The organism is Achromobacter sp. NFACC18-2 (genome assembly GCF_900108985.1).
In the GTDB taxonomy this organism is placed as follows: Bacteria; Pseudomonadota; Gammaproteobacteria; order Burkholderiales; family Burkholderiaceae_B; genus Achromobacter.
Genome location: NZ_FNYM01000007.1, coordinates 229,794 through 249,456 on the forward strand (window position 1 = coordinate 229,794; position 19,663 = coordinate 249,456).

Below are 19,663 nucleotides of genomic sequence, written 5' to 3' on the forward strand. Positions count from 1 at the left end.
GGTCAGCCCCGCGCCGGAAAGAGGCCAGAGGGCCGGAACACCAGCACTGCCGCCATCAATACGTAAATGGCGATGGCCGCGAGCGTCGGACCGACGCTGGAGGCCACGGCCGGAGAAAACACCTGGCGCAGCAGCATCGGCAGGAAGGCCCGTCCCGCGGTGTCGACCATGCCCACCAGCAGGGCGCCGACGAAGGCGCCGCGGATCGACCCGATGCCGCCGATGACGATGCACACCAGCACCAGGATCAGGATTTCCTCGCCCATGCCCACCTGCACCGAGGTGATCGGCCCCAGCAGCGCGCCAGCCACCGCCGCCAGCATGGCGCCCAGCACGAACACGCCCAGGAACAGCAGCGGCACGCGCACGCCCATCAGGGTGGCCATCTGGCGGTTGGAGGCGCCCGCGCGCACCAGCACGCCGGCGCGGGTCCGCGTCACGAACCAGTACAGGCCCACGGCCGCGGCCACGCCGAAGACGATGATCATCAGGCGGTAGGCGGGGTACATCAGGTCGGGCAGCAGGCGCACGGGGCCGGACAGCATCGCGGGCATGTTCAGCATGACCGGCGCCGGGCCCCAGATCATCTTGACCAGGTCATTGGCGATGAGGATGACGGCATAGGTGCCCAGCACCTGGGCCAGGTGGTCGCGCAGCGCCAGGCGGCGTATCAGGGAGAGTTCCAGCACGACGCCCACCAGTCCGGTGGCGACCGCGGCCACCAGAACGGCGGCGGTGAACGAACCCGTGCGTTGCATCGTTTCGGCGGCGACATAGGCGCCTGCCATGTAGAGCGAGCCGTGAGCCAGATTCATGATGTCCATGATGCCGAACACCAGGGTCAGCCCGGCCGCGATCAGAAACAACATCAACCCAAACTGCAGACCGTTCAGCAATTGCTCGACGATCAGCGTAAACGTCATGAAAACATCCCCCTTGCCGCGCGTCGCCGAAGACGAGCGCCGGTCACCAAAGCCATCTGAATCTGCATCAGCGGCACATCACCCCCGCGCACGAGCCGCCGCCCCCAAGCGGGGTCGCGCGGATCCGGCTTTGCCGGTCCGCTGCGACACCCCCTGGGGGGAAGCGCGCAGCGCTTCGGGGGGGTCACATCTTGCAGTCGCCGACGTAAACGTCCTGGTACTTGTCGAAGACCTTGCCCACCAGCTTGTTGGTGATGCGGCCGCTGCCGTCCTTTTCGACGACGCGCAGGTAGTAGGCCTGGATGGGGTAGTGGTTCTTGCCGTAGGTGAAGCTGCCGCGCACCGACGGGTAATCGGCCTTTTCGAGGGCCTTCACGATGGCGTCGCGGTCCGAGGCCTTGCCGCCGGCCTGCTTGACGGCCGCATCCATGGCCATGATCACGTCGTACGCCTGGGCGGCGTAGACCGACGGGTAGCGTCCGTTGTATTCCTTGCGGAAGGCGTCGACGAAGACCTTGTTCTGCGGCACGTCCAGGTCATGCGCCCATTGCGCCGTGTTGTACATGCCCAGCATGGGGTCGCCCACGGCCTGGATCACGTCTTCGTCGGCCGAAAAGCCCGGGCCGATCAGCTTGACGCTTTGCGACAGGCCGGCGGACACGAACTGCTTGACGAAGTTGATGCCCATGCCGCCCGGCAGGAAGATATAGACGGCGTCCGGCTTGGCCGCGCGGATCTGCGCGATTTCGGCGGCGTAGTCGATCTGGCCGAGCTTGGTGTAGACCTCGTCGCCCGGCGCGGTCTTGTAGCCGCGCTTGAAGCCGGTCAGCGCATCCTTGCCGGCCGGATAGTCCGGGGCCATGATGAACAGCTTCTTGAAGCCGCGGTCGGCCGCGACCTTGCCCGCCGCTTCGTGGAAGGCATCGTTCTGGTACGACGTGCCGAACCAGTAGTTGTTGCACTGCGCGCCAGCGAACTGGCTGGGGCCGGGGTTGTTGGACAGGTAGGGCACCTTGGCGGCGAACAGCGCCGGGCCGACGGCCAGGGCCACGTTCGAGCCGATGGGGCCCGTGAAGAAATCGACCTTCTCGCGCTGGATGTAGCGCGTGACCAGTTGGCGGGCCTGATCCGGATTGCCGCCCATGTCGGTCTGGAGGAATTCCGCAGGCTGTCCGCCCAGCTTGCCGCCCAGTTGCTTGATGGCCAGGTTGAAGCCGTCGCGGGCCTCGGCGCCCAGCGCCGAGAACGGGCCCGAAATGTCGTTGGCGATGCCGACCTTGATGGTATCGGCGCAGGCCATTGCCGGAACCAGGGCGGCGGCAGCCAGGAAGGAAGTGATCAAACGCATGGTGGTGTGCTCCGTGCGCGAGCCCGCGCAGAGGGTGTTCTTTTTGAAGGTGCGATGCGAACGACTTCTATGCCCGGCCGGCCGGCGCCTTTGCGCCGCCGTCAGGCCGGTGCGGGCAAGGTACTTTGCCTGCAACGCCGCGGTCCCGTCATGCAGCAGGGGGAACGCTGGCGTGGTTCATAGTTTAGGTTTAAAGTATTCGGCAAAACAAGTCTAGGGTTTTTACCGAAGGGTTTTTACTAACGGTCTTTGGTCCGAGATTTCTGGTCCAAACGCGTTAATGTGCAAGCCTTCCCCGGCAACCCCAGCCCGCGAGCCCGAACCACGAACCTACCGCCATGGTCACTCTCTACCGCAACTACGACCGCGCCGAACTGGACGTCCAGTACAACGCTCGCGCGACAGTACCCGACATCCAGCCGATACTCAAGAAATACGCCGACGACAGCGCCACCGCGCGCCGCACGCTGGACTGCGCGCTGGACGTGCCGTTCGGCGATCATCCCGACGAGCTGCTGGACATATTTCCAGCCGCGGGCGCCGCGCCCGGCAAGCCCGGCGCGCCCGTCTTCGTGTTCATCCACGGCGGCTACTGGCGGCTTCTCTCCAAAAACGAATCCAGCGGCATGGCGCCGGCATTCACGCAGGCGGGCGCCGTGGTCGTGTCGGTGAATTATTCGCTGGCGCCGGCCGTCACCCTGGACCGCATCGTGGACCAGAACCGGCGCGCGCTGGCCTGGGTGTACCGCCACATCGCCGAATACGGCGGCGACCCGGCGCGCATCCACGTTTGCGGCAGCTCGGCGGGCGGCCACCTGGTCGGCGCGCTGCTGGCCGGCGGCTGGCATGCCAGCTACGACGTCCCCCCCGGCGTGGTCCGCGGCGCAGCGCCCCTGTCTGGCCTGTTCGACCTGCGCCCGCTGGTGCATACCCACATCAACGAATGGATGCGCATGAGCGAGGCGGACGCCATCCGCAACAGCCCGGCGCTGCACTTGCCCCCAAATGGCTGCCCGCTGATCGTCAGCTACGGCGAATCCGAAACCGACGAATTCAAGCGCCAGAGCGACGATTATCTCGCCGCATGGCGCGAGCGCGGCTTTCCCGGCAGGTATGTCCCGATGCCGGGCACCAACCATTTTGATATCGTCCTGACGCTCAACGATCCGACCAGCCCGCTGACCCTGGCCATCTTCGAACAGATGGGTCTGGCGCCCTCCAGCCCACGCATTCCCGGTAATCTTCCGAGCCATGACTGACACTCCCGACCTGGAATCGCGCGCCGCGCCCGACGACCACCACGCGCTGCGCCTGTGGCTGCGCATGCTGACCTGCGCCAATCTCATCGAAGGCGAGATCCGCAGCCGCCTGCGCAACGAATTCGACACCACCCTTCCCCGCTTCGACCTGATGGCGCAATTGCAGCGCGCACCCAAAGGCATGAAGATGGGCGAGCTGTCGCGCCACATGATGGTGACCAACGGCAATATCACCGGCATTACCGACCAGCTGGAAAAGGAAGGCCTGGTGGTGCGGACCAAGGTGGAGTCCGACCGCCGCAGCTCGCTGATCAAGTTGACGCCGCAAGGCAAGAAGAGCTTCGCGCGCATGGCGCGGGCCCATGAAAACTGGGTCAAATCCATGTTCGCCGACCTGCCCGAGGGCAGCCGCAACGCCTTGTTCCAGGCGCTGGGCGAACTGAAGCTGCAGGTGGTCGCCACCCGGTCGAAATCCGACAAGGAGTGATCGCGGCGCGGGGCCGGATGCTGGATGCCTGATGCGGGATGCGCCGGGCCGCCGGCGGCTTGCGCCCCGCGGCCGGCCCGGCGCGTCGATCATGCCGCCCGCTGAAAGCCGATATCGTCGCCAATGACGGTGGTGGGGCCGATGGGAAGCGGCTCCGGATTGGCGATGTTGAGCTTCTTGAACTCGATCTTGTCCTTCCAGACCTTGCGCAGAAAGTCCTCGAAGGCCTGGATCGTCAGCTGCTCGCCGGGGCAACGGCGGTATCCAAAGCCAAAGGGCGCGAAGCCCGCGTAATCACAGACCGGCATCGGCTTGCCATCCGCAACCCCGAAAACCGTCCCAAACCCGCTGTTGTCCAGCGACACTTCGCGGCCGTCCTTGACCTTGAACGACGTCAGATCGAAGGGACACTTGGCAAAGCCGATCTGCTTGGCCCGCGCCTCGTCGATGTCCGAACTGGTGGGCGCGGTCGCATACCGCGAGGGATCGAATTTGTCGGGGTTCGTCCAATGCACCGGGTCGAGGCTTGTCGACGTATGCGGACTGACGATGTAACCGTGCCGATCGAACTGCGGCGTCCGCGTTTCACCCAGCGCGGAAATGCTGCCGCCATTCGGGGAAATCAGCCTGAAAAGCTCCATCACGAATGCCTCGAGCGGGGTGAACGGCGCGCCCCGCGCATTGTCGGGCTCGCCCTGCATCACGTTGCCGAAGGCGGTCTTGACGGTCGGGTCTCCGACATCGGCGGCGAGCCGGAGCATGATGTTGTAAAGGGTATTGCCCCACTGGCTGAACGCGACGAAATTGTGGAAGCACTCGAAAACCACGTCTTTGCGATTGAAGTAGGGACTGTCCTCGCCGTTCTTCATCCAGTACCAGGCGAATGTCTTTTCCGGCGCTTTCGTCTTGCCTGACGCGATATCGGCAAGTCGTTCGTCGATCCACGCCTTCAGGAAGTCCAGGTGCGAACGCACCGTCATGTAATTCTCGTAGACGATGCGCTGCGTGGGATCGCGATAGGCCAGGACCGTATTGAAGCTTTCGCCTATCTGGCGAACGCGCTGGGGGATCTGGTCGTGCGAGACGCCAAGGTGCAGGTCCCAATACAGGTCCCAGAACGAGTCCAGGTATTTGCGCATCAAGGGCCGCCCCGCATTGGAGTCGGACAGGAAGCCGTCGAAAAAGCCCGTGACCTTGTCGCCGTATTTTTCGCGGTAGAGATCGGGGGTCACCGCCGACATGTAGATGCGCTTGCGACGATTGTCAGGGCCTCGCTTCTCCAGTCCCTGCAGAAATACCGTCACGCCATCGGCGGGCGCCGGCCGCCAGGTCTGGCTCAAGAGCCCCCACAGATCGTTCGGCAGCGCGTTCTCCTTGGAAAGCGCAAGATCGATCATGGGAAGAAACGACCGCTCGCCCTCGAAAACGCTGACCAGGAAATGCGGGATGATGACGTTTTCCACGTAGGCGGGTTCGAAGTCCTTCATGAATTGCGCACGCAGGCGGGCTGCGGTGGCCGCCAGTTCTCCGGGGGCAGGCGGTGCATTGACGGGGGTTTCGTAGTGCGCCAGGACCGGCCGCGCGGACAGCGCTGCAACGGATGTGGCACTACCGGTCAGGAAAGTTCTGCGCTTCATCGACATTCTCCTTGTAGGAGGCAGGCGCCATGCCGTGGCCACCGCGGCGTTGACGAAATAGCGAGAACAGCTCCTGCACGTGCGCAGGCCGTGGCGATTTTTGTTGTAGATCTTTCCCGCACACCGGACAAGCCTTCTTCGCGCCGTGCCGCGGCACGACGCGGTGCAGCATCAGGCGCGCCGAATCCGGTTCCGGCAGGGCCACGGATGGCCTGCGCAAAGCCGGCGCGGCGCGCGCGCAGGCGTGCGGCGGATGGGCCGGTAATGCCGCATAATTGCCGCCATGATTCCGGTTTCTTTACCTGGCGGTAATTTCTACGTGCTGATGGCGGTCTCGCTGGCCTGCCTCTCCACGCTGCTGACCTGGCTGGCCGTGTTGGCCACCTCGCGCGGCGCGCGCGAATGGCTGGCCGACCACCGGCGCGCGGGCACCCTGCTGATGGCCCTGCTGGCCGTCGTCGGCGCCCTCTTTCCCTATCAGCAATTCAGCCAGTGGTTCGCGGCCCGGCAAGACGCGCAGGCCGACGACGCCCGCAAGACGGTGCTGGCCCAGCCCACGCAACTGGCGGGGGTGGAAATGCCCGCCGGCACCACGCTGCGCCTGGGCGCGCCGGGCGACCTGGCCTCGTTCGACCGGGCGGTCTTTCCCGACGCCCATCCCGCGCTGATCCAGGGCGTCGCGGCCACGCGGCTATTCCGCTACCCCGCCACCGCCAAGCAGCCCGAAACCCTGTCGGCCGAGATCGCCCGCGACCAGGCGCTGGAGGGCTGGCTGTGCGCACACGGCCATCGCATCGAATTCGTGCTGCATGACGGCCATCCCCAGTTCTCCAGTTGCCACCTCGCTGTCGGCAATACGCTGGACCAGCAGCCGGTGCCCGCCGGCGCCTGGCTGAAAGTCGAGGCGGCCGCCCGCGGCACCCCGATAGACAAGGCCGGCACGGCCCCGCGCTGGCTGCTGCGCACCGAGGGCAGCGATTCCATGACGGTGGCGCAGATTCCGCTGCTGAAGGTCGACCTGCAACTGGACGGCCAGCGCCGGATGCTGGGATTCGAAGGACTCGCGGCGCGCGACACCGTGCTGGGCGAGATGACCTATCCGCCCGGCACGCGCGTGCTGGCGGCCAGCCCCCGCCTGCAGGGCGCGCAGCCGGGCGACCTGCTGTTCTCGCCCTCGCGCGGGCGCTCGGCGCGCCGTGCCGGCGGCGAAGACGTTCCGGCGGGCAAGTCCGTGCTCCAGGCGCCCGACGGCACGGTGCGCAGCGTGCTGAGCAACCGGGAAGCCGGGGTGCTGGACGTGGCCGCGATGCGCATCGGCCCCTGACGCGGCCATCGGCCCGCGCGCGGGCCGGACGCGGCTCCCCTCGGGTTGCCGAGGGGGCCGGCCCCCGCCCCCGGATCCGGTGGGATAATACGAAGCTTTCCCGCACGCCGCCGTGCCTGGCGGCGGTTCCGTCCCGCTCACTCCAAGAGACGAAGTCATGGCCGTTAATCTGCAGATCCCCTCCGAGTCCGAAATTTTTCCTGTTGCCGGCGTAGAAATCGGCGTCACCGAGGCCGGCATCCGCAAAGCCAACCGGCGCGACCTGACGGTGTTCCGCCTGGCCGAAGGCACCAGCGTGGCGGGCGTTTTCACGCGCAACCGCTTCTGCGCCGCCCCCGTGCAGGTCTGCCAGGCCCACCTGGCCGCCGGCGGCCCGATCAGCGCGCTGGTCATCAACACGGGCAACGCCAACGCCGGCACCGGCGAAGAGGGCCTGCAAAAGGCCAAGGACACTTGCGACGCGCTGGGCAAGCTGCTGGGCGTGCCGGCCGCGCAGATCCTGCCGTTCTCCACCGGCGTCATCCTGGAACCGCTGCCCCTGGACCGCCTGGTCGCCGGCCTGCCCGCCGCCATCGCCGACCTGGCCGCCGACCACTGGTCCAGCGCCGCCCACGGCATCATGACCACCGACACGCTGCCCAAGATCTCCTCGGCCCAGGTGCAGATCGGCGGCAAGACGGTCACCTTCACCGGCATCAGCAAGGGCGCCGGCATGATCCGGCCCAACATGGCCACCATGCTGAGCTTCCTGGCCACCGACGCCGGCATCGCCCAGCCCCTGCTGCGCAAGCTGGCCGTGGAAATCGCCGACGCCTCGTTCAACCGCATCACGGTCGACGGCGACACCTCCACCAATGACTCCTTCATCATCGCCGCCACCGGCAAGTCGGGCGTCAACGTCGACAGCGAATCGGATGCCGCCTACGCCGCGGTGCGCGAGGCCCTGACGGCCGCCGCGCTGGACCTGGCCACCAAGATCGTGCGCGACGCCGAAGGCGCCACCAAGTTCATGACCATCCGCGTCGAAGAAGCCGGCACCACCGAAGAGGCCCTGAAGGTCGCGTACGCCGTGGCGCACTCGCCGCTGGTCAAGACCGCCTTCTTTGCCTCGGACCCCAACCTGGGCCGCATCCTGGCCGCCGTCGGCTACGCCGGCATCGACGACCTGGACGTGTCCAACATCCGCCTGTGGCTGGACGACGTGCTGGTGGCCAAGAACGGCGGCCGCAACCCCGACTACCAGGAAGCCGACGGCCAGCGCGTCATGAAGCAGGCCGAGATCTCAGTGCGCATCGCGCTGGGCCGCGGCCAGGTGAGCGACACCGTCTACACCTGCGACTTCTCGCACGAATACGTGTCGATCAACGCCGACTACCGCTCCTGATCGACATGACGGCCACCGAGTTCACCACCCTCATCCAGCGCGCCGAGCGCGTGCTGGCGCAACTGGAAGCCTTCCTGCCGCCGGCCCCGCCCGAGATCGACTGGACGGCCCATGCGTTCCGCTGGCGCAAGCGCGGCGCGCGCGGCTGGCTGGACGCCGTGCGCCACGTGGCGCGCATCGACATGCAGGACCTGCAGCACATCGAGCGCCAGAAGGCCACCATCGACCGCAACACGCTGCAGTTCCTTGAAAAGAAGCCCGCCAACAACGTGCTCATGACCGGCGCGCGCGGCACGGGCAAGAGTTCGCTGGTCAAGGCCATGCTGGCCGCCTACGGCGACCGCGGCTTGCGCCTGATCGAAGTCGACAAGTCCGACCTCGGCGACCTGGCCGACATCGTCGAACTGGTCGCCGCGCGGCCCGAGCGCTTCATCGTGTTCTGCGACGACCTGTCGTTCGAGGAAGGCGAGGCCGGCTACAAGGCGCTCAAGTCGGTGCTGGACGGCTCGGTGTCAGCCTCGGGCGACAACGTGCTGATCTACGCCACGTCCAACCGGCGCCACCTGATGCCGGAATACATGAGCGAAAACCTGCAGGCCAAGCACCAGCCCGACGGCGAGATCCACCCCGGCGAAACCGTCGAGGAAAAAATCTCGCTGTCCGAGCGCTTCGGCCTGTGGCTGTCGTTCTATCCGTTCAAGCAGGACGACTACCTGGACATCGTGTACCACTGGCTGCGCGAGCTGGGCTGCCCCGAGGCGCACATCGAGCCGTCGCGCACCGAGGCGCTGCAATGGACGATCGAGCGCGGTTCGCGCTCGGGCCGCGTGGCCTATCAATTCGCGCGCGACTGGGCGGCCCGCCATGTCTGAGAAGATCGTCGACGTCGCCGCCGGCCTGATCCTGCGCCCCGACGGCAAGCTGCTGCTGGGCCAGCGTCCCGAAGGCAAGCCCTGGTCGGGCTGGTGGGAGCTGCCCGGCGGCAAGCTCGAACCCGGCGAAACGGTGCTGCAGGCGCTGGCGCGTGAACTGCAGGAAGAAATCGGCATCCGCGTCACGCAATCGCGCCCCTGGGTCACCTATGTCCACGCCTACCCGCACACCACCGTGCGGCTGGCGTTCTGCCACGTGACCGGCTGGGAAGGCGACCCGCAAAGCCTGGAGAACCAGCGCCTGGAGTGGGTGGACCCGGCCAACGCGGCATCGGTGGGGGATCTGTTGCCCGCCACCCTTCCTCCGCTACGCTGGCTGCAGTTGCCCACCACCTACGGCATCAGCGCCATCGGCTCGCGCGCGGGCATCGCGCCGTTCCTGGGCCGGCTTGACGCGGCGCTGGCTCGCGGCGTGCGGCTGGTGCAGTTCCGCGAGCCGCAATGGCCGGACGGCGTGGGCGCCAGCTCGCTGCACGAAGTGCTGCAACAGGTGCTGAAACGCTGCCGCGCCGCCGGCGCGCGCGTGCTGGTCAACAGCATCCATCCCGTCGCCTGGTGGAAAGAGGCCGACGGCGTGCACCTGCGCACGGCGGACGCCCTGCGCCTGTCCGCGCGCCCCGAACTGCCCAAGGCCGCCCTGGTCGGCGTGTCCGCGCACGACAACGCGCAGGTGGTCCATGCACGCGAGCTGGGCGCGGACTTCGCCGTGCTCGGCCCCGTGCTGGATACGCCCAGCCATCCCGGCGCGCCGACCCTGGGCTGGGACGGTTTCGTCGAAGGCAACCGCGACGCCGGCATTCCGGTGTTCGCGCTGGGCGGGCAATCCACGCAGACGGTTTCGCAGGCGCTGCGGCACGGCGCGCACGGCATCGCCGGGATACGCGCCATCCTCTGACCACATTTCGCGCATTTCGCGCTTTGTGCACCAGAACGGCCCATGCCATGCGCATGGGCCGTTTCGTTTGCGTCCGGGCGGGAAAGTGCGCATAGACCGGATCGACGCGCCCAGGCACCCTGTTTGCCGACGCCGACCGCCGCGGGCGGACGGGCCTGTTGAGTCTGGCAGAAAGACTCATGGCATCGAACCGAGGAAACCATGTCTGAAATCGCATTTGCCACCCTGGCCGAACTGGCGGAGGGCCTGGCCCAGGGCCGCTACAGCTCGGTGGAACTGACACGCCACTTTCTGGACCGCATCGCCCAGGCCAATCCGGCGCTGGGCGCCTTCGTCAGCGTGGACAGCGCGGGCGCCCTGCGGCTTGCCGAAGCCGCCGACGCGCGCCGGCGCGCGGGCTACGGGCTGCTCGGCCCCCTGGACGGGGTGCCGGTGGCGGTCAAGGACTTGTGCGACATCCAGGGGCAGATCACCACGGCGGGTTCCGAGGCCTGGCGCGAACGGCGCAGCGGCGTCACCGCCACCGCCGTCGCGCGCCTGCTGAACGCGGGCATGGTGATGCTGGGCAAGACCCACATGGTGGAGTTCGCCTTCGGCGGCTGGGGCACCAACCCGGTCATGGGCACGCCGCGCAATCCCTGGGACCTGCAGCAGCCGCGCGTGCCCGGCGGTTCGTCCAGCGGGTCCGGCGTGGCCGTCGCCGCCGGCCTGACGCCCGCGGCGCTGGGGTCGGACACCGGCGGCTCGGTGCGGATACCGGCGGCGCTCAACGGCGTGACCGGCCTGAAGACCTCGCGCGGACGGATCAGCCTGCATGGCGCCGTGGCGCTGTCGACCACCCTGGACACCCTGGGTCCGCTGACGCGCGACGCCCGCGACGCGATGCTGCTGACCGCCCTGATGGCGGGCCCCGATGCGCAGGATCCGCTGACGCTGGGCATCCCGGCCTTCCAATACCGCGAGCCCGCCCACGGCGCGCAGCCGCTGCGCGGCGTGCGCATCGCCCTGATGCCGCTTTCCCAGCACCCCATCGCCGTGGACGCCGACGCGCTGTCCGCGCTGGACGACGCGCGGCGGGTGCTCGCCGCACTGGGCGCGGAAGTGACGGAGACGCCCCTGCCCTTCGATTTCCGCGAGATGATGCAACGCAACGGCCAGATCATCGCCGCCGAGGCCTATGCCGTCCACCGCGGCTACATCGAAGATTCCGCCCAGCCCATCGGCCAGTACGTACGCGCCCGCGTGCTGTCGGGCAAGGGCCTGTCGGCCGCGGACTACATCGCCGCGCTGCAGGCGCACGCGCAGGCGCGCCGGGACTGGCTGGACTGGATGAGTGATTTCGACGCGGTGCTCACCCCCAGCGCGCCCTTCGGCGCGCGCAGGCTGGAAGAGGTCGACGAGGCGGCCACGCCGCTGGCCGCCTTCACGCGCGCCGGCAACTACGTCAATGCATCCGGCCTGGCCCTGCCCGCGGGCTTCACCGCCGACGGCCTGCCGCTGGGCGTGCAATTGCTGGGCAAGCCCAATGACGAAGGCGTGCTCGGCAAGATCGGCATGGCCTTCCAGGCCGTGACCGACTGGCACCGCCAGCGGCCGGACTTGAAGGCGGTCGGACTGTAGGACGGCGCGGATCGCACGGCCGGCGGCCTGGCGTCAGCGCATCGGGATGCCCGTGCGGAGCCTTGACCGCCGCAACTAGGGAGACCGGGGCGCGGCGGACTGGGGCGCGGGGGACTGGGCCGGGAGACGCTGCGACCCGGAAGCCTGCGGCCCCGGGGTCTGCGCCGCGTCCGCGCGCGCGGTCTGCTCCGCCGGCAGGCCTTCCCACCCGCCGCCCAGCGCGACGATCAGGTTGACGCTGGCCAGCAGCCGGTCGCCCAGCAGGCTCAGGGCGTTGCGTTCGCTGTTGAGCGCCGTGGCGTCCACCACGGCCACGCTCAGGTAGTCGACCAGGCCGGCCTTGTACTGGTTCTGGATCAGGCGCAGCGATTCGCGCGCCGATTCCAGCGCGCGGCGCTGCACGATCTGCTCCTGTTCCATCACGCGTAGCTGGATCAGGTAGTCCTCGACCTCGCGCAGGCCGGTCAGGGCCGCCTGGCGGTAGGCCGCCGCCTGCGCGTCGTACGACGCGCGGGCCTGTTCGACCTGGGCCTCGCGCGCGCCGCCGTCGAAGATCGTCAAGGCCAGCGCCGGGCCCAGGGACCAGAAGCGCGCGGGCGCGGTCAGCAGCTCGGCGAACTCGCCATTGCGAAAGCCGCCGTCGGCCGACAGGATCAGGCTCGGGAACCAGGCGGACTGCGCCACGCCGATCTGCGCATTGGCGGCGGCGGCGCGGCGTTCGGCGGCCGCCACGTCGGGACGCCGCTCCAGCAGCTCGGACGGCAGGCCGACCGGTATCTGCGGCAGCTTCAGCGCGAAAACCGCCGGCGGCAGGCTGAACTGCGACGGCGCCTGGCCCATCAACACGGCGATCGCATGCTCGTATTGCCCGCGCTGCCAGTCCAGGTCGATGGATTGCGCGCGCGTGCTTTCGAGCTGCGTGCGCGCCACGGCCACGTCGGCCTGGCCCGCGACGCCGACCTCGTAGCGGTTCTGCGTGAGCTGCAAGGACTTTTCATAGGCGGCCACGGTCGCGTCCAGCAGGCGCTTCTGCTCGTCCAGCACGCGCAATTGCAGATAGGTCTGGGCCAGCGCCGCCTGCGCGCTCAAGCGGGTCGCGCCCAGATCGGCCAGACTGGCGGCCGCGCTGGCTTCCGAGGATTCGACGCTGCGGCGCACGCGTCCCCAGAGGTCCAGCTCCCAGCTCACGCTGCCCGTGACCGAATACTGGTTGTACACGCTGCTGCCCGATCCGGACGACGAGCCGCTCTGGCCGCCGCTGCCCGCGCGCGTCATGCCCGCCCCGGCGCCGACGGTGGGATAAAAGCCCGAGCGCGCGCCGCGCACCAGTCCCAGCGCCTGGCGGTAGTTGGCCTCGGCCTGGGCGATGGTCTGGTTGGACGCGTTCAGCCGGTCCATCAGCCCGTTCAGGACGGGGTCGTCATAGACTTTCCACCACTCGCCGCGCTCGGCCTGGTCGCGCGGCTGCGCCGGTTTCCAGCCGGGCACTTCGACCTGGCCTTCCTTGTAGGCGGCGCCCACGTCCAGCGCCGGGCGCTGGTAGTCGGGCCCGACCGCGCAGGCGCCCAGCAGCGCGCACAGCGCAATCGTGGCCGCGGCGCGGGGAAGGCAGGCGTGGTGAAGCGGCTTGGTACGGATCATGTGTGTTCGATGGAAGCGGATTTCCCGCCCCGCGAGGCGCGCCGGCGCGCGGCCCACAGGCGGAAGCGGTCCAGGTAAAGATAGACCACGGGCGTGGTGTACAGCGTCAGGATCTGGCTCAGCACCAGACCGCCCACGATGGTAATGCCTAGCGGCTGGCGCATCTCGACGCCCGCGCCAGTGGCCAGCACCAGCGGCAGCGCGCCGAAGATGGCCGCCATGGTCGTCATCATGATGGGGCGAAAGCGCGTCAGGCACGCCTGGAAGATGGCGTCGCGCGGCGTCATGCCGTGGTGGCGCTCGGCGTCCAGCGCAAAGTCCACCATCATGATGGCGTTCTTCTTGACGATGCCGATCAGGAGGAACACCCCGATCAGCGCGATCAGCGTGAAGTCGTAGCGCACCAGCAGCAGCGCGAGCAGCGCGCCCAGGCCCGCCGACGGCAGGGTGGACAGGATGGTGAGCGGATGGACAAAGCTCTCGTACAGGATGCCCAGCACGATGTACATGGTGACCAGCGCGGCCAGGATCAGCCAGGGCTGCTGCGCCAGCGTTTCCTGCAGCGCGGCGGCGGTGCCCTGGAAGCCCGCCTGGATCTGGTCGGACGGCAGGCCGATGCGGGCCACGGCGTTGTCGATTGCGGCCGTCGCCTGCCCCAGCGACACGCCGGGCGCGAGGCTGAACGAGATGGTGTCGGCCACGAACAGGCCCTGGTGACTGACGCTGAGCGGCGCGTTGGCGTTTTCGAGCTTGGTGAACGCCGACAGCGGCACGCGCGCGCCGTCCGCCGTGATGACCTCGACCTGGCGCAGCGATTCGATGTCCTGCGCGAACTTCGGGTCCACGCCCAGCACCACGTGGTACTGGTTGAGCGGCCCATACATGACCGACACCTGGCGCTGGCTGAATGAATTGTTCAACACCGTGGAGATGGTGGCCATGCTGATGCCCAGCCGCGTCGCGGCTTCCCGGTCGATGACCAGGTTGATCTCGCGGCCCCGGTCCTCGACGTCGGCGTCGACGTCGGTGATCTCCGGGATCTTGGCCATGGCCTGCTGCACCTTGGGCATCCAGGTGCGCAGCAGTTGCAGGTCGCCGGACATCAGGGTGTAGTCGTACGAGCCCTGGCTCTGGCGTCCGCCGATGCGGATGTCCTGCTGCGACACCAGGAACATGCGCGCGCCCGGCATGTTCTGCAGCTTGGCGCGCAGGCGGTTGATGACCACGTCGGCCGACACCTTGCGTTCTTCCAGGGGCTTGAGCTGGATCTGCATGAAGCTGCTGTTGCTGCCGCCGCGTCCGCCCGCATAGCCCGTCATGCTCTGCACGGCCGGGTCGGCCAGCACCACCTTGCGAAGCGCCTCCAGCTTGGGCACCGTGGCCTGGAACGACGTGCCCTGGTCCACGCGGAAAAATCCCAGGAGCTGGCCGGTGTCCTGCTGCGGGAAAAATCCCTTGGGCACCACGGTGTACAGGTAGATGTTCAGGCCCACGGCGACCGCCAGCGTCAGCATCATCAGGCGGCCGTGCGCCAGCGCCCATCCCAGCGACACGCGGTAGCCGTCCTGCATGGACTCGAAGGCGCGCTCGGACCAGCGCGCCAGGCGGCCCTGCGGCTTCTCATCCTTGGGCTCCGGGCGCAGCAGGCGCGCGCACATCATGGGCGTGAGCGTCAGCGACACCACCAGCGACACCAGGATGGCGGCCGACAGGGTCACGGCGAACTCGCGGAACAGGCGTCCGACCACGCCGCCCATCAGCAGGATGGGGATGAACACCGCCACCAGCGACAGGCTCATCGACAGCACCGTGAAGCCCACCTCGCGCGAGCCGCGCAGCGCGGCGCGCATCGGCGACATGCCGCGCTCGACGTGCCGCATGATGTTTTCGAGCACCACGATGGCGTCGTCCACCACGAACCCCGTGGCCACGATCAGGGCCATGAGCGAGATGGTGTTCAGCGTGTAGCCGCACAGGTACATGATGCAGAACGTGCCGATCAGCGACACCGGCACCGCCACGCTGGGGATGATGGCCGCCCGCCAGCGGCGCAGGAACAGCAGCACCACCAGCACCACCAGTCCCACGGCGATGACGAGCGTCAGCTCGGCCTCGTGCAGCGACGCGCGAATGCTGGGGGTGCGGTCCTGCGCGACCGTCATGCTGACGTCGGCCGGCATCAGCGCCTGCAGCACCGGAAGCTGCGCGCGCACGGCATCCACGGCTTCGATGATGTTGGCGTCCGCCTGCCGCCGCACGACCATCAGGATGGCGTTGCGGTCGTTGTAGAAGCCGGTCTGGTAGAGGTCTTCGACCGAGTCCTCGACCCGGGCCACGTCGGATACGCGCACCGGCCTGCCGTCGCGCCAGGCCACGATCAGCGGCCGGTATTGTTCGGCCCGGCTGAGCTGGTCGCTGACCATGATCTGCCAGTGGTAACGGTCGTTCTCGAGCACGCCCTTGGGCCGGTTGGCATTGGCGTTGGCCAGCGTGGCGCGCAGCTCGTCCAGCGACACGCCCTGGTTGGCCAGCGCCCCGGGCAGCACCGTGACACGCACGGCGGGCAGCGAACTGCCGCCGACCGTGACTTCGCCCACGCCGTCCACCTGCGAGAGCTTCTGCGCCACGATGGTGGAGGCCAGATCGTAGAGCTGGCCCTGGCTGAGCGTGCCGGACGTCAGCGCCAGCGTCATGATCGGCGCGTCGGACGGATTGGACTTGTGATACGTGGGATTGCTGCGCAGGCCGGTGGGCAGCAGCGAGCGCGCCGCGTTGATGGCCGCCTGCACGTCGCGCGCGGCGCCGTTGATGTCGCGCGACAGGTCGAACTGCAGCGTGATGCGGGTGGAGCCCTGCGAGCTGCGCGACGTCATTTCCGTGACGCCCGCGATGCTGCCCAGCGACCGCTCCAGCGGCGTGGCGACGCTGGACGCCATGGTCTCGGGGCTGGCGCCGGGCAGGCTGGCCGACACGGAAATGGTGGGGATATCGACCTGCGGCAACGGGGCCACCGGCAACAGGAAAAACGCCAGCATGCCGGCCATCACGACCGCCAGGCTCAGCAGCGTGGTCGCCACCGGCCGGACGATGAACGGGGCCGACAGGATCATCGGGCGTCTCCGGCCGGCGCCGACGCGGCGCCGCGCCAGCGGCGGGACATGCGGTCGAACATCAGGTAGATGACCGGCGTGGTGAACAGCGTCAGCACTTGCGACAGCAGCAGGCCGCCCACCATGACCAGGCCCAGCGGCTGGCGCAATTCAGCGCCCGTGCCGGTGGACAGCATCAGCGGCAATGCGCCGAACAGCGCGGCCAGCGTGGTCATCAGGATAGGCCGAAAGCGCAGCAGCGCGGCCTCATGGATGGCCTCGCGGGGCGACAGGCCGCGCTTGCGCTCGGCGTCCAGCGCAAAGTCGATCATCATGATGGCGTTTTTCTTGACGATGCCGATCAGCAGGATGATCCCGATAATGCCGATCATGTCGAGCTCGGTGCCGCTGATCAGCAGCGCCAGCAGCGCCCCCACGCCCGCGGACGGCAGCGTGGACAGGATGGTGATGGGATGGATGTAGCTTTCGTACAGCACGCCCAGCACGATGTACATCGTGACCACGGCGGCCAGGATCAGCCAAAGTGTGCTGGACAGCGAATTCTGGAACGCCAGCGCCGCGCCCTGGAAGCGCGTTTCCACCCCGGCCGGCATGCCGATCTCGGCCTCGGCCGCCGCGATGTTCTGCACGGCATCGGACAGCGACGCGCCCGGCGCCAGGTTGAACGACACCGTCACCATGGGGAACTGGTCGAGCCGGTTGACGGCCAGCACCGTCCTGCCTTCGCTGATGTGCGCCACGGAGGACAGCGGCACCTGCGCCCCCGAGGACGTGGGCACGTGGATCTGGCCCAGCGCGCTGGGCGACATCTGGAACTGCGGCTGCACCTCCAGCACCACCCGGTACTGGTTGGACTGCGTGAAGATCGTGGAAATCAGCCGCTGCCCGAAGGCGTTGTAGAGCGCCTCGTCGATGACGGCGGCCGTGATGCCCAGGCGCGAGGCCGCGTCGCGGTCGATCTCGACCCAGGTCTGCAGGCCGTCGTCCTGCAGGTCGTCGGTGACGTCCATCAGCCCGGGCACGCTGCGCAGGCGGTCGACCAGCTTGGGCGTCCATTCGCTCAGGACCTTGAGGTCCGGATTGGACAAGGTCATCTGATACTGCGTGCGGCTAACCCGGTCTTCGATGGTCAGGTCCTGCACCGGCTGCATGTAGACGGTCAGGCCGTCCTGGCGGTTCAGGGTCTCCTGCAGCCGGGCCATCACGGCGCGCAGGTCGCTGCTGCGCTCGGCCTGGGGTTTCAGCGCGATCTGCATGCGGCCGGCGCTGAGCGTGGCGTTGCTGCCGTCCACGCCAATGAACGACGACACGGCCTGCACGTCGGGATCTTCCAGCACCAGCCGGGCGGCGGCCTGCTGGCGCTCGGACATGGCGGCAAAGGAGATGGACTGCGGCGCCTGCGTGATGGCCTGGATGAGACCGGTGTCCTGTTGCGGGAAAAAGCCCTTGGGCACCACGAGGTACAGCAGCACGGTCAACGCGAACGTGGCCACCGCCACCACCAGGGTCAGCGTCTGGTGGCGCAGCACGACCTGCAGCATGCGGTCGTAGGCGGCGATGACGCGGTCGATGAAGGCGCCCGTGGCCTGGTGAAAGCGTCCGTGCCGGGTCTCGGATTCCGGGCGCAGCAGGCGCGCGCACATCATGGGGGTGAGGGTCAGCGACACCACCAGGGAAATCAGGATGGCCACCGCCAGCGTGATCGCGAATTCGCGGAACAGGCGGCCCACGACCTCCGTCATGAAGAGCAGCGGGATCAGCACGGCGATCAGCGACAGGGTCAGCGAGATCAGCGTGAAGCCGATCTGCGAGGCGCCCTTGAGCGCGGCCTGCATCGGCTTCTCGCCTTCCTCGATGTGGCGCGCAATGTTTTCGATCATGACGATGGCGTCGTCCACCACGAAGCCCGTGGCGATCGTCAGCGCCATCAGCGTCAGGTTGTTGATGGAAAAGCCCGCCAGATACATGATCCCGAACGTGCCCACCAAAGACAGCGGCACGACGACGCTGGGGATCAGCGTGGCCGTCAGGCTGCGCAGGAAGATGAAGGTCACCATGACCACCAGCCCCACCGCCAGCAGCATCTCGAACTGCACGTCGGCGACGGAGTCGCGGATGGTCTGGGTGCGGTCGGACACCACGGCCACGTCCAGCGTGGCGGGCAGCGCGGCGCGCAGTTGCGGCATCAGCGCCTGGATGCGGTCGACCACGTCGATCACGTTGGCCCCCGGCTGGCGCTGGATGTTCAGCAGAATGGCGGGCTTGTCGCCAGCCCACGCGGCCTGCCGGGTGTCTTCCGCGCCTTCGACGGCGCGCGCCACGTCGGCCAGGCGCAGCGGCGCGCCGTTCTTGTACGCGATGATCAGGCTGTTGTAGTCGGTGGGCGACTTGAGCTGGTCATTGGCATTGATGGTGGTGGAGCGCTGCGGCCCGTCCAGGTTGCCCTTGGGCTGGTTGACGTTGGCGCCGACGATGGCGGTGCGCAGGTCCGACAGCGACAGGCCATTGGCCGCCAGCGCCTGCGGGTTCACCTGGACCCGCACGGCCGGCCGCTGGCCGCCCGCCACGCTGACCAGGCCCACGCCGGGAATCTGCGACAGCTTCTGCGCGACGCGCGTGTCGACCAGATCGCGCACCTGCGGCAGCGGCATGGTGGGCGAGGTGATCGCCAGCGTCAGCACGGCCGCGTCCGCCGGGTTGACCTTGTTGTAGGTGGGCGGCACCGGCAGGTCCGACGGCAGCAGGTTCGAGGCGGCGTTGATCGCCGCCTGCACCTGCTGCTCGGCCACGTCCAGCGGCAGGGTCAGGTTGAACTGCAGCGTGATGACCGACGCGCCGCCCGAACTGGTGGACGACATCTGGTTCAGGCCGGGCATCTGGCCGAACTGCCGCTCCAGGGGCGAGGTGACCAGGGAGGTCATCACGTCGGGACTGGCCCCGGGGTACAGCGTCACGACCTGGATCGTCGGGTAGTCCACTTCCGGCAACGCGGAAACGGGCAGGAACCGGTAGGCGATCAGACCCGCGATCAGGATGGCCACCATCGACAGCGTGGTGGCCACGGGGCGCAGGATGAAAAGGCGCGACGGGCTCACGGCGTTCT

The 19,663-nt window shown here is 68.1% G+C and carries 14 protein-coding genes; 7 read left to right on the forward strand and 7 right to left on the reverse strand.

The window, feature by feature from the left end:
* Nucleotides 1-2 precede the first annotated feature (2 nt).
* The gene (locus BMW75_RS13320) at nucleotides 3-923 is read right to left on the reverse strand and encodes a branched-chain amino acid ABC transporter permease (protein ID WP_076518685.1); all 921 of its coding nucleotides are present in this window, start codon (nucleotides 921-923) and stop codon (nucleotides 3-5) included.
* Between the two features lie 184 nt (nucleotides 924-1,107).
* Nucleotides 1,108-2,271, reverse strand: coding sequence for an ABC transporter substrate-binding protein (locus BMW75_RS13325; RefSeq protein WP_092579885.1), 1,164 nt, complete (start codon nucleotides 2,269-2,271; stop codon nucleotides 1,108-1,110).
* A gap of 338 nt (nucleotides 2,272-2,609) precedes the next feature.
* On the opposite strand from BMW75_RS13325, the gene BMW75_RS13330 reads away from it, so the two are divergent.
* Both BMW75_RS13330 and BMW75_RS13335 read left to right on the forward strand, forming a co-directional pair.
* Nucleotides 2,610-3,530 carry an alpha/beta hydrolase gene (locus BMW75_RS13330; protein WP_092579887.1) on the forward strand — a complete coding sequence of 307 codons (921 nt, stop codon included), beginning with the start codon at nucleotides 2,610-2,612 and terminating at the stop codon, nucleotides 3,528-3,530.
* Nucleotides 3,523-4,017: a MarR family winged helix-turn-helix transcriptional regulator gene (locus BMW75_RS13335; protein ID WP_092579889.1), complete on the forward strand. Its 495-nt coding sequence runs from the start codon at nucleotides 3,523-3,525 to the stop codon at nucleotides 4,015-4,017. Before BMW75_RS13330 ends, BMW75_RS13335 begins: the two co-directional genes overlap by 8 nt.
* An 89-nt stretch (nucleotides 4,018-4,106) precedes the next feature.
* Here the strand turns inward: BMW75_RS13335 and BMW75_RS13340 are convergent, their stop codons facing one another.
* Both BMW75_RS13340 and BMW75_RS29110 read right to left on the reverse strand, forming a co-directional pair.
* Nucleotides 4,107-5,654: a cytochrome P450 family protein gene (locus BMW75_RS13340; RefSeq protein ID WP_092579891.1), complete on the reverse strand. Its 1,548-nt coding sequence runs from the start codon at nucleotides 5,652-5,654 to the stop codon at nucleotides 4,107-4,109.
* Nucleotides 5,626-5,859: a hypothetical protein gene (locus BMW75_RS29110; RefSeq protein WP_139208529.1), complete on the reverse strand. Its 234-nt coding sequence runs from the start codon at nucleotides 5,857-5,859 to the stop codon at nucleotides 5,626-5,628. Before BMW75_RS29110 ends, BMW75_RS13340 begins: the two co-directional genes overlap by 29 nt.
* A gap of 78 nt (nucleotides 5,860-5,937) precedes the next feature.
* On the opposite strand from BMW75_RS29110, the gene BMW75_RS13345 reads away from it, so the two are divergent.
* The 5 genes from BMW75_RS13345 to BMW75_RS13365 all read left to right on the forward strand — a co-directional run bounded on the left by BMW75_RS13345 (nucleotide 5,938) and on the right by BMW75_RS13365 (nucleotide 11,809).
* Entirely contained in the window at nucleotides 5,938-6,978 is a 1,041-nt protein-coding gene (locus tag BMW75_RS13345) for a hypothetical protein (RefSeq protein WP_092579893.1), read from the forward strand.
* Nucleotides 6,979-7,135: 157 nt separating this feature from the next.
* The gene (gene argJ, locus BMW75_RS13350; protein WP_092579895.1) at nucleotides 7,136-8,362 is read left to right on the forward strand and encodes a bifunctional glutamate N-acetyltransferase/amino-acid acetyltransferase ArgJ; all 1,227 of its coding nucleotides are present in this window, start codon (nucleotides 7,136-7,138) and stop codon (nucleotides 8,360-8,362) included.
* Nucleotides 8,363-8,367: 5 nt separating this feature from the next.
* Nucleotides 8,368-9,234 (forward strand): ATP-binding protein, encoded by an 867-nt coding sequence (locus BMW75_RS13355; protein ID WP_076518679.1) that lies wholly within the window; start codon nucleotides 8,368-8,370, stop codon nucleotides 9,232-9,234.
* On the forward strand, nucleotides 9,227-10,189 hold the full coding sequence (locus tag BMW75_RS13360; RefSeq protein WP_092579897.1) for a Nudix family hydrolase: 963 nt from the start codon (nucleotides 9,227-9,229) through the stop codon (nucleotides 10,187-10,189). The genes BMW75_RS13355 and BMW75_RS13360 overlap by 8 nt, the downstream gene beginning before the upstream one ends.
* A gap of 201 nt (nucleotides 10,190-10,390) precedes the next feature.
* On the forward strand, nucleotides 10,391-11,809 hold the full coding sequence (locus tag BMW75_RS13365; protein ID WP_092579899.1) for an amidase: 1,419 nt from the start codon (nucleotides 10,391-10,393) through the stop codon (nucleotides 11,807-11,809).
* A gap of 75 nt (nucleotides 11,810-11,884) precedes the next feature.
* Here BMW75_RS13365 and BMW75_RS13370 read toward each other — a convergent pair whose 3' ends face one another.
* The 3 genes from BMW75_RS13370 to BMW75_RS13380 are packed head-to-tail and all read right to left on the reverse strand — an operon-like array spanning nucleotide 11,885 to nucleotide 19,655.
* Nucleotides 11,885-13,450: an efflux transporter outer membrane subunit gene (locus BMW75_RS13370; RefSeq protein ID WP_092579901.1), complete on the reverse strand. Its 1,566-nt coding sequence runs from the start codon at nucleotides 13,448-13,450 to the stop codon at nucleotides 11,885-11,887.
* Nucleotides 13,447-16,560: a multidrug efflux RND transporter permease subunit gene (locus BMW75_RS13375; RefSeq protein ID WP_076518675.1), complete on the reverse strand. Its 3,114-nt coding sequence runs from the start codon at nucleotides 16,558-16,560 to the stop codon at nucleotides 13,447-13,449. The genes BMW75_RS13370 and BMW75_RS13375 overlap by 4 nt, the downstream gene beginning before the upstream one ends.
* Nucleotides 16,557-19,655, reverse strand: a complete 3,099-nt coding sequence (locus BMW75_RS13380; protein ID WP_076518674.1) for an MdtB/MuxB family multidrug efflux RND transporter permease subunit — start codon at nucleotides 19,653-19,655, stop codon at nucleotides 16,557-16,559. Before BMW75_RS13380 ends, BMW75_RS13375 begins: the two co-directional genes overlap by 4 nt.
* Nucleotides 19,656-19,663 lie beyond the last annotated feature (8 nt).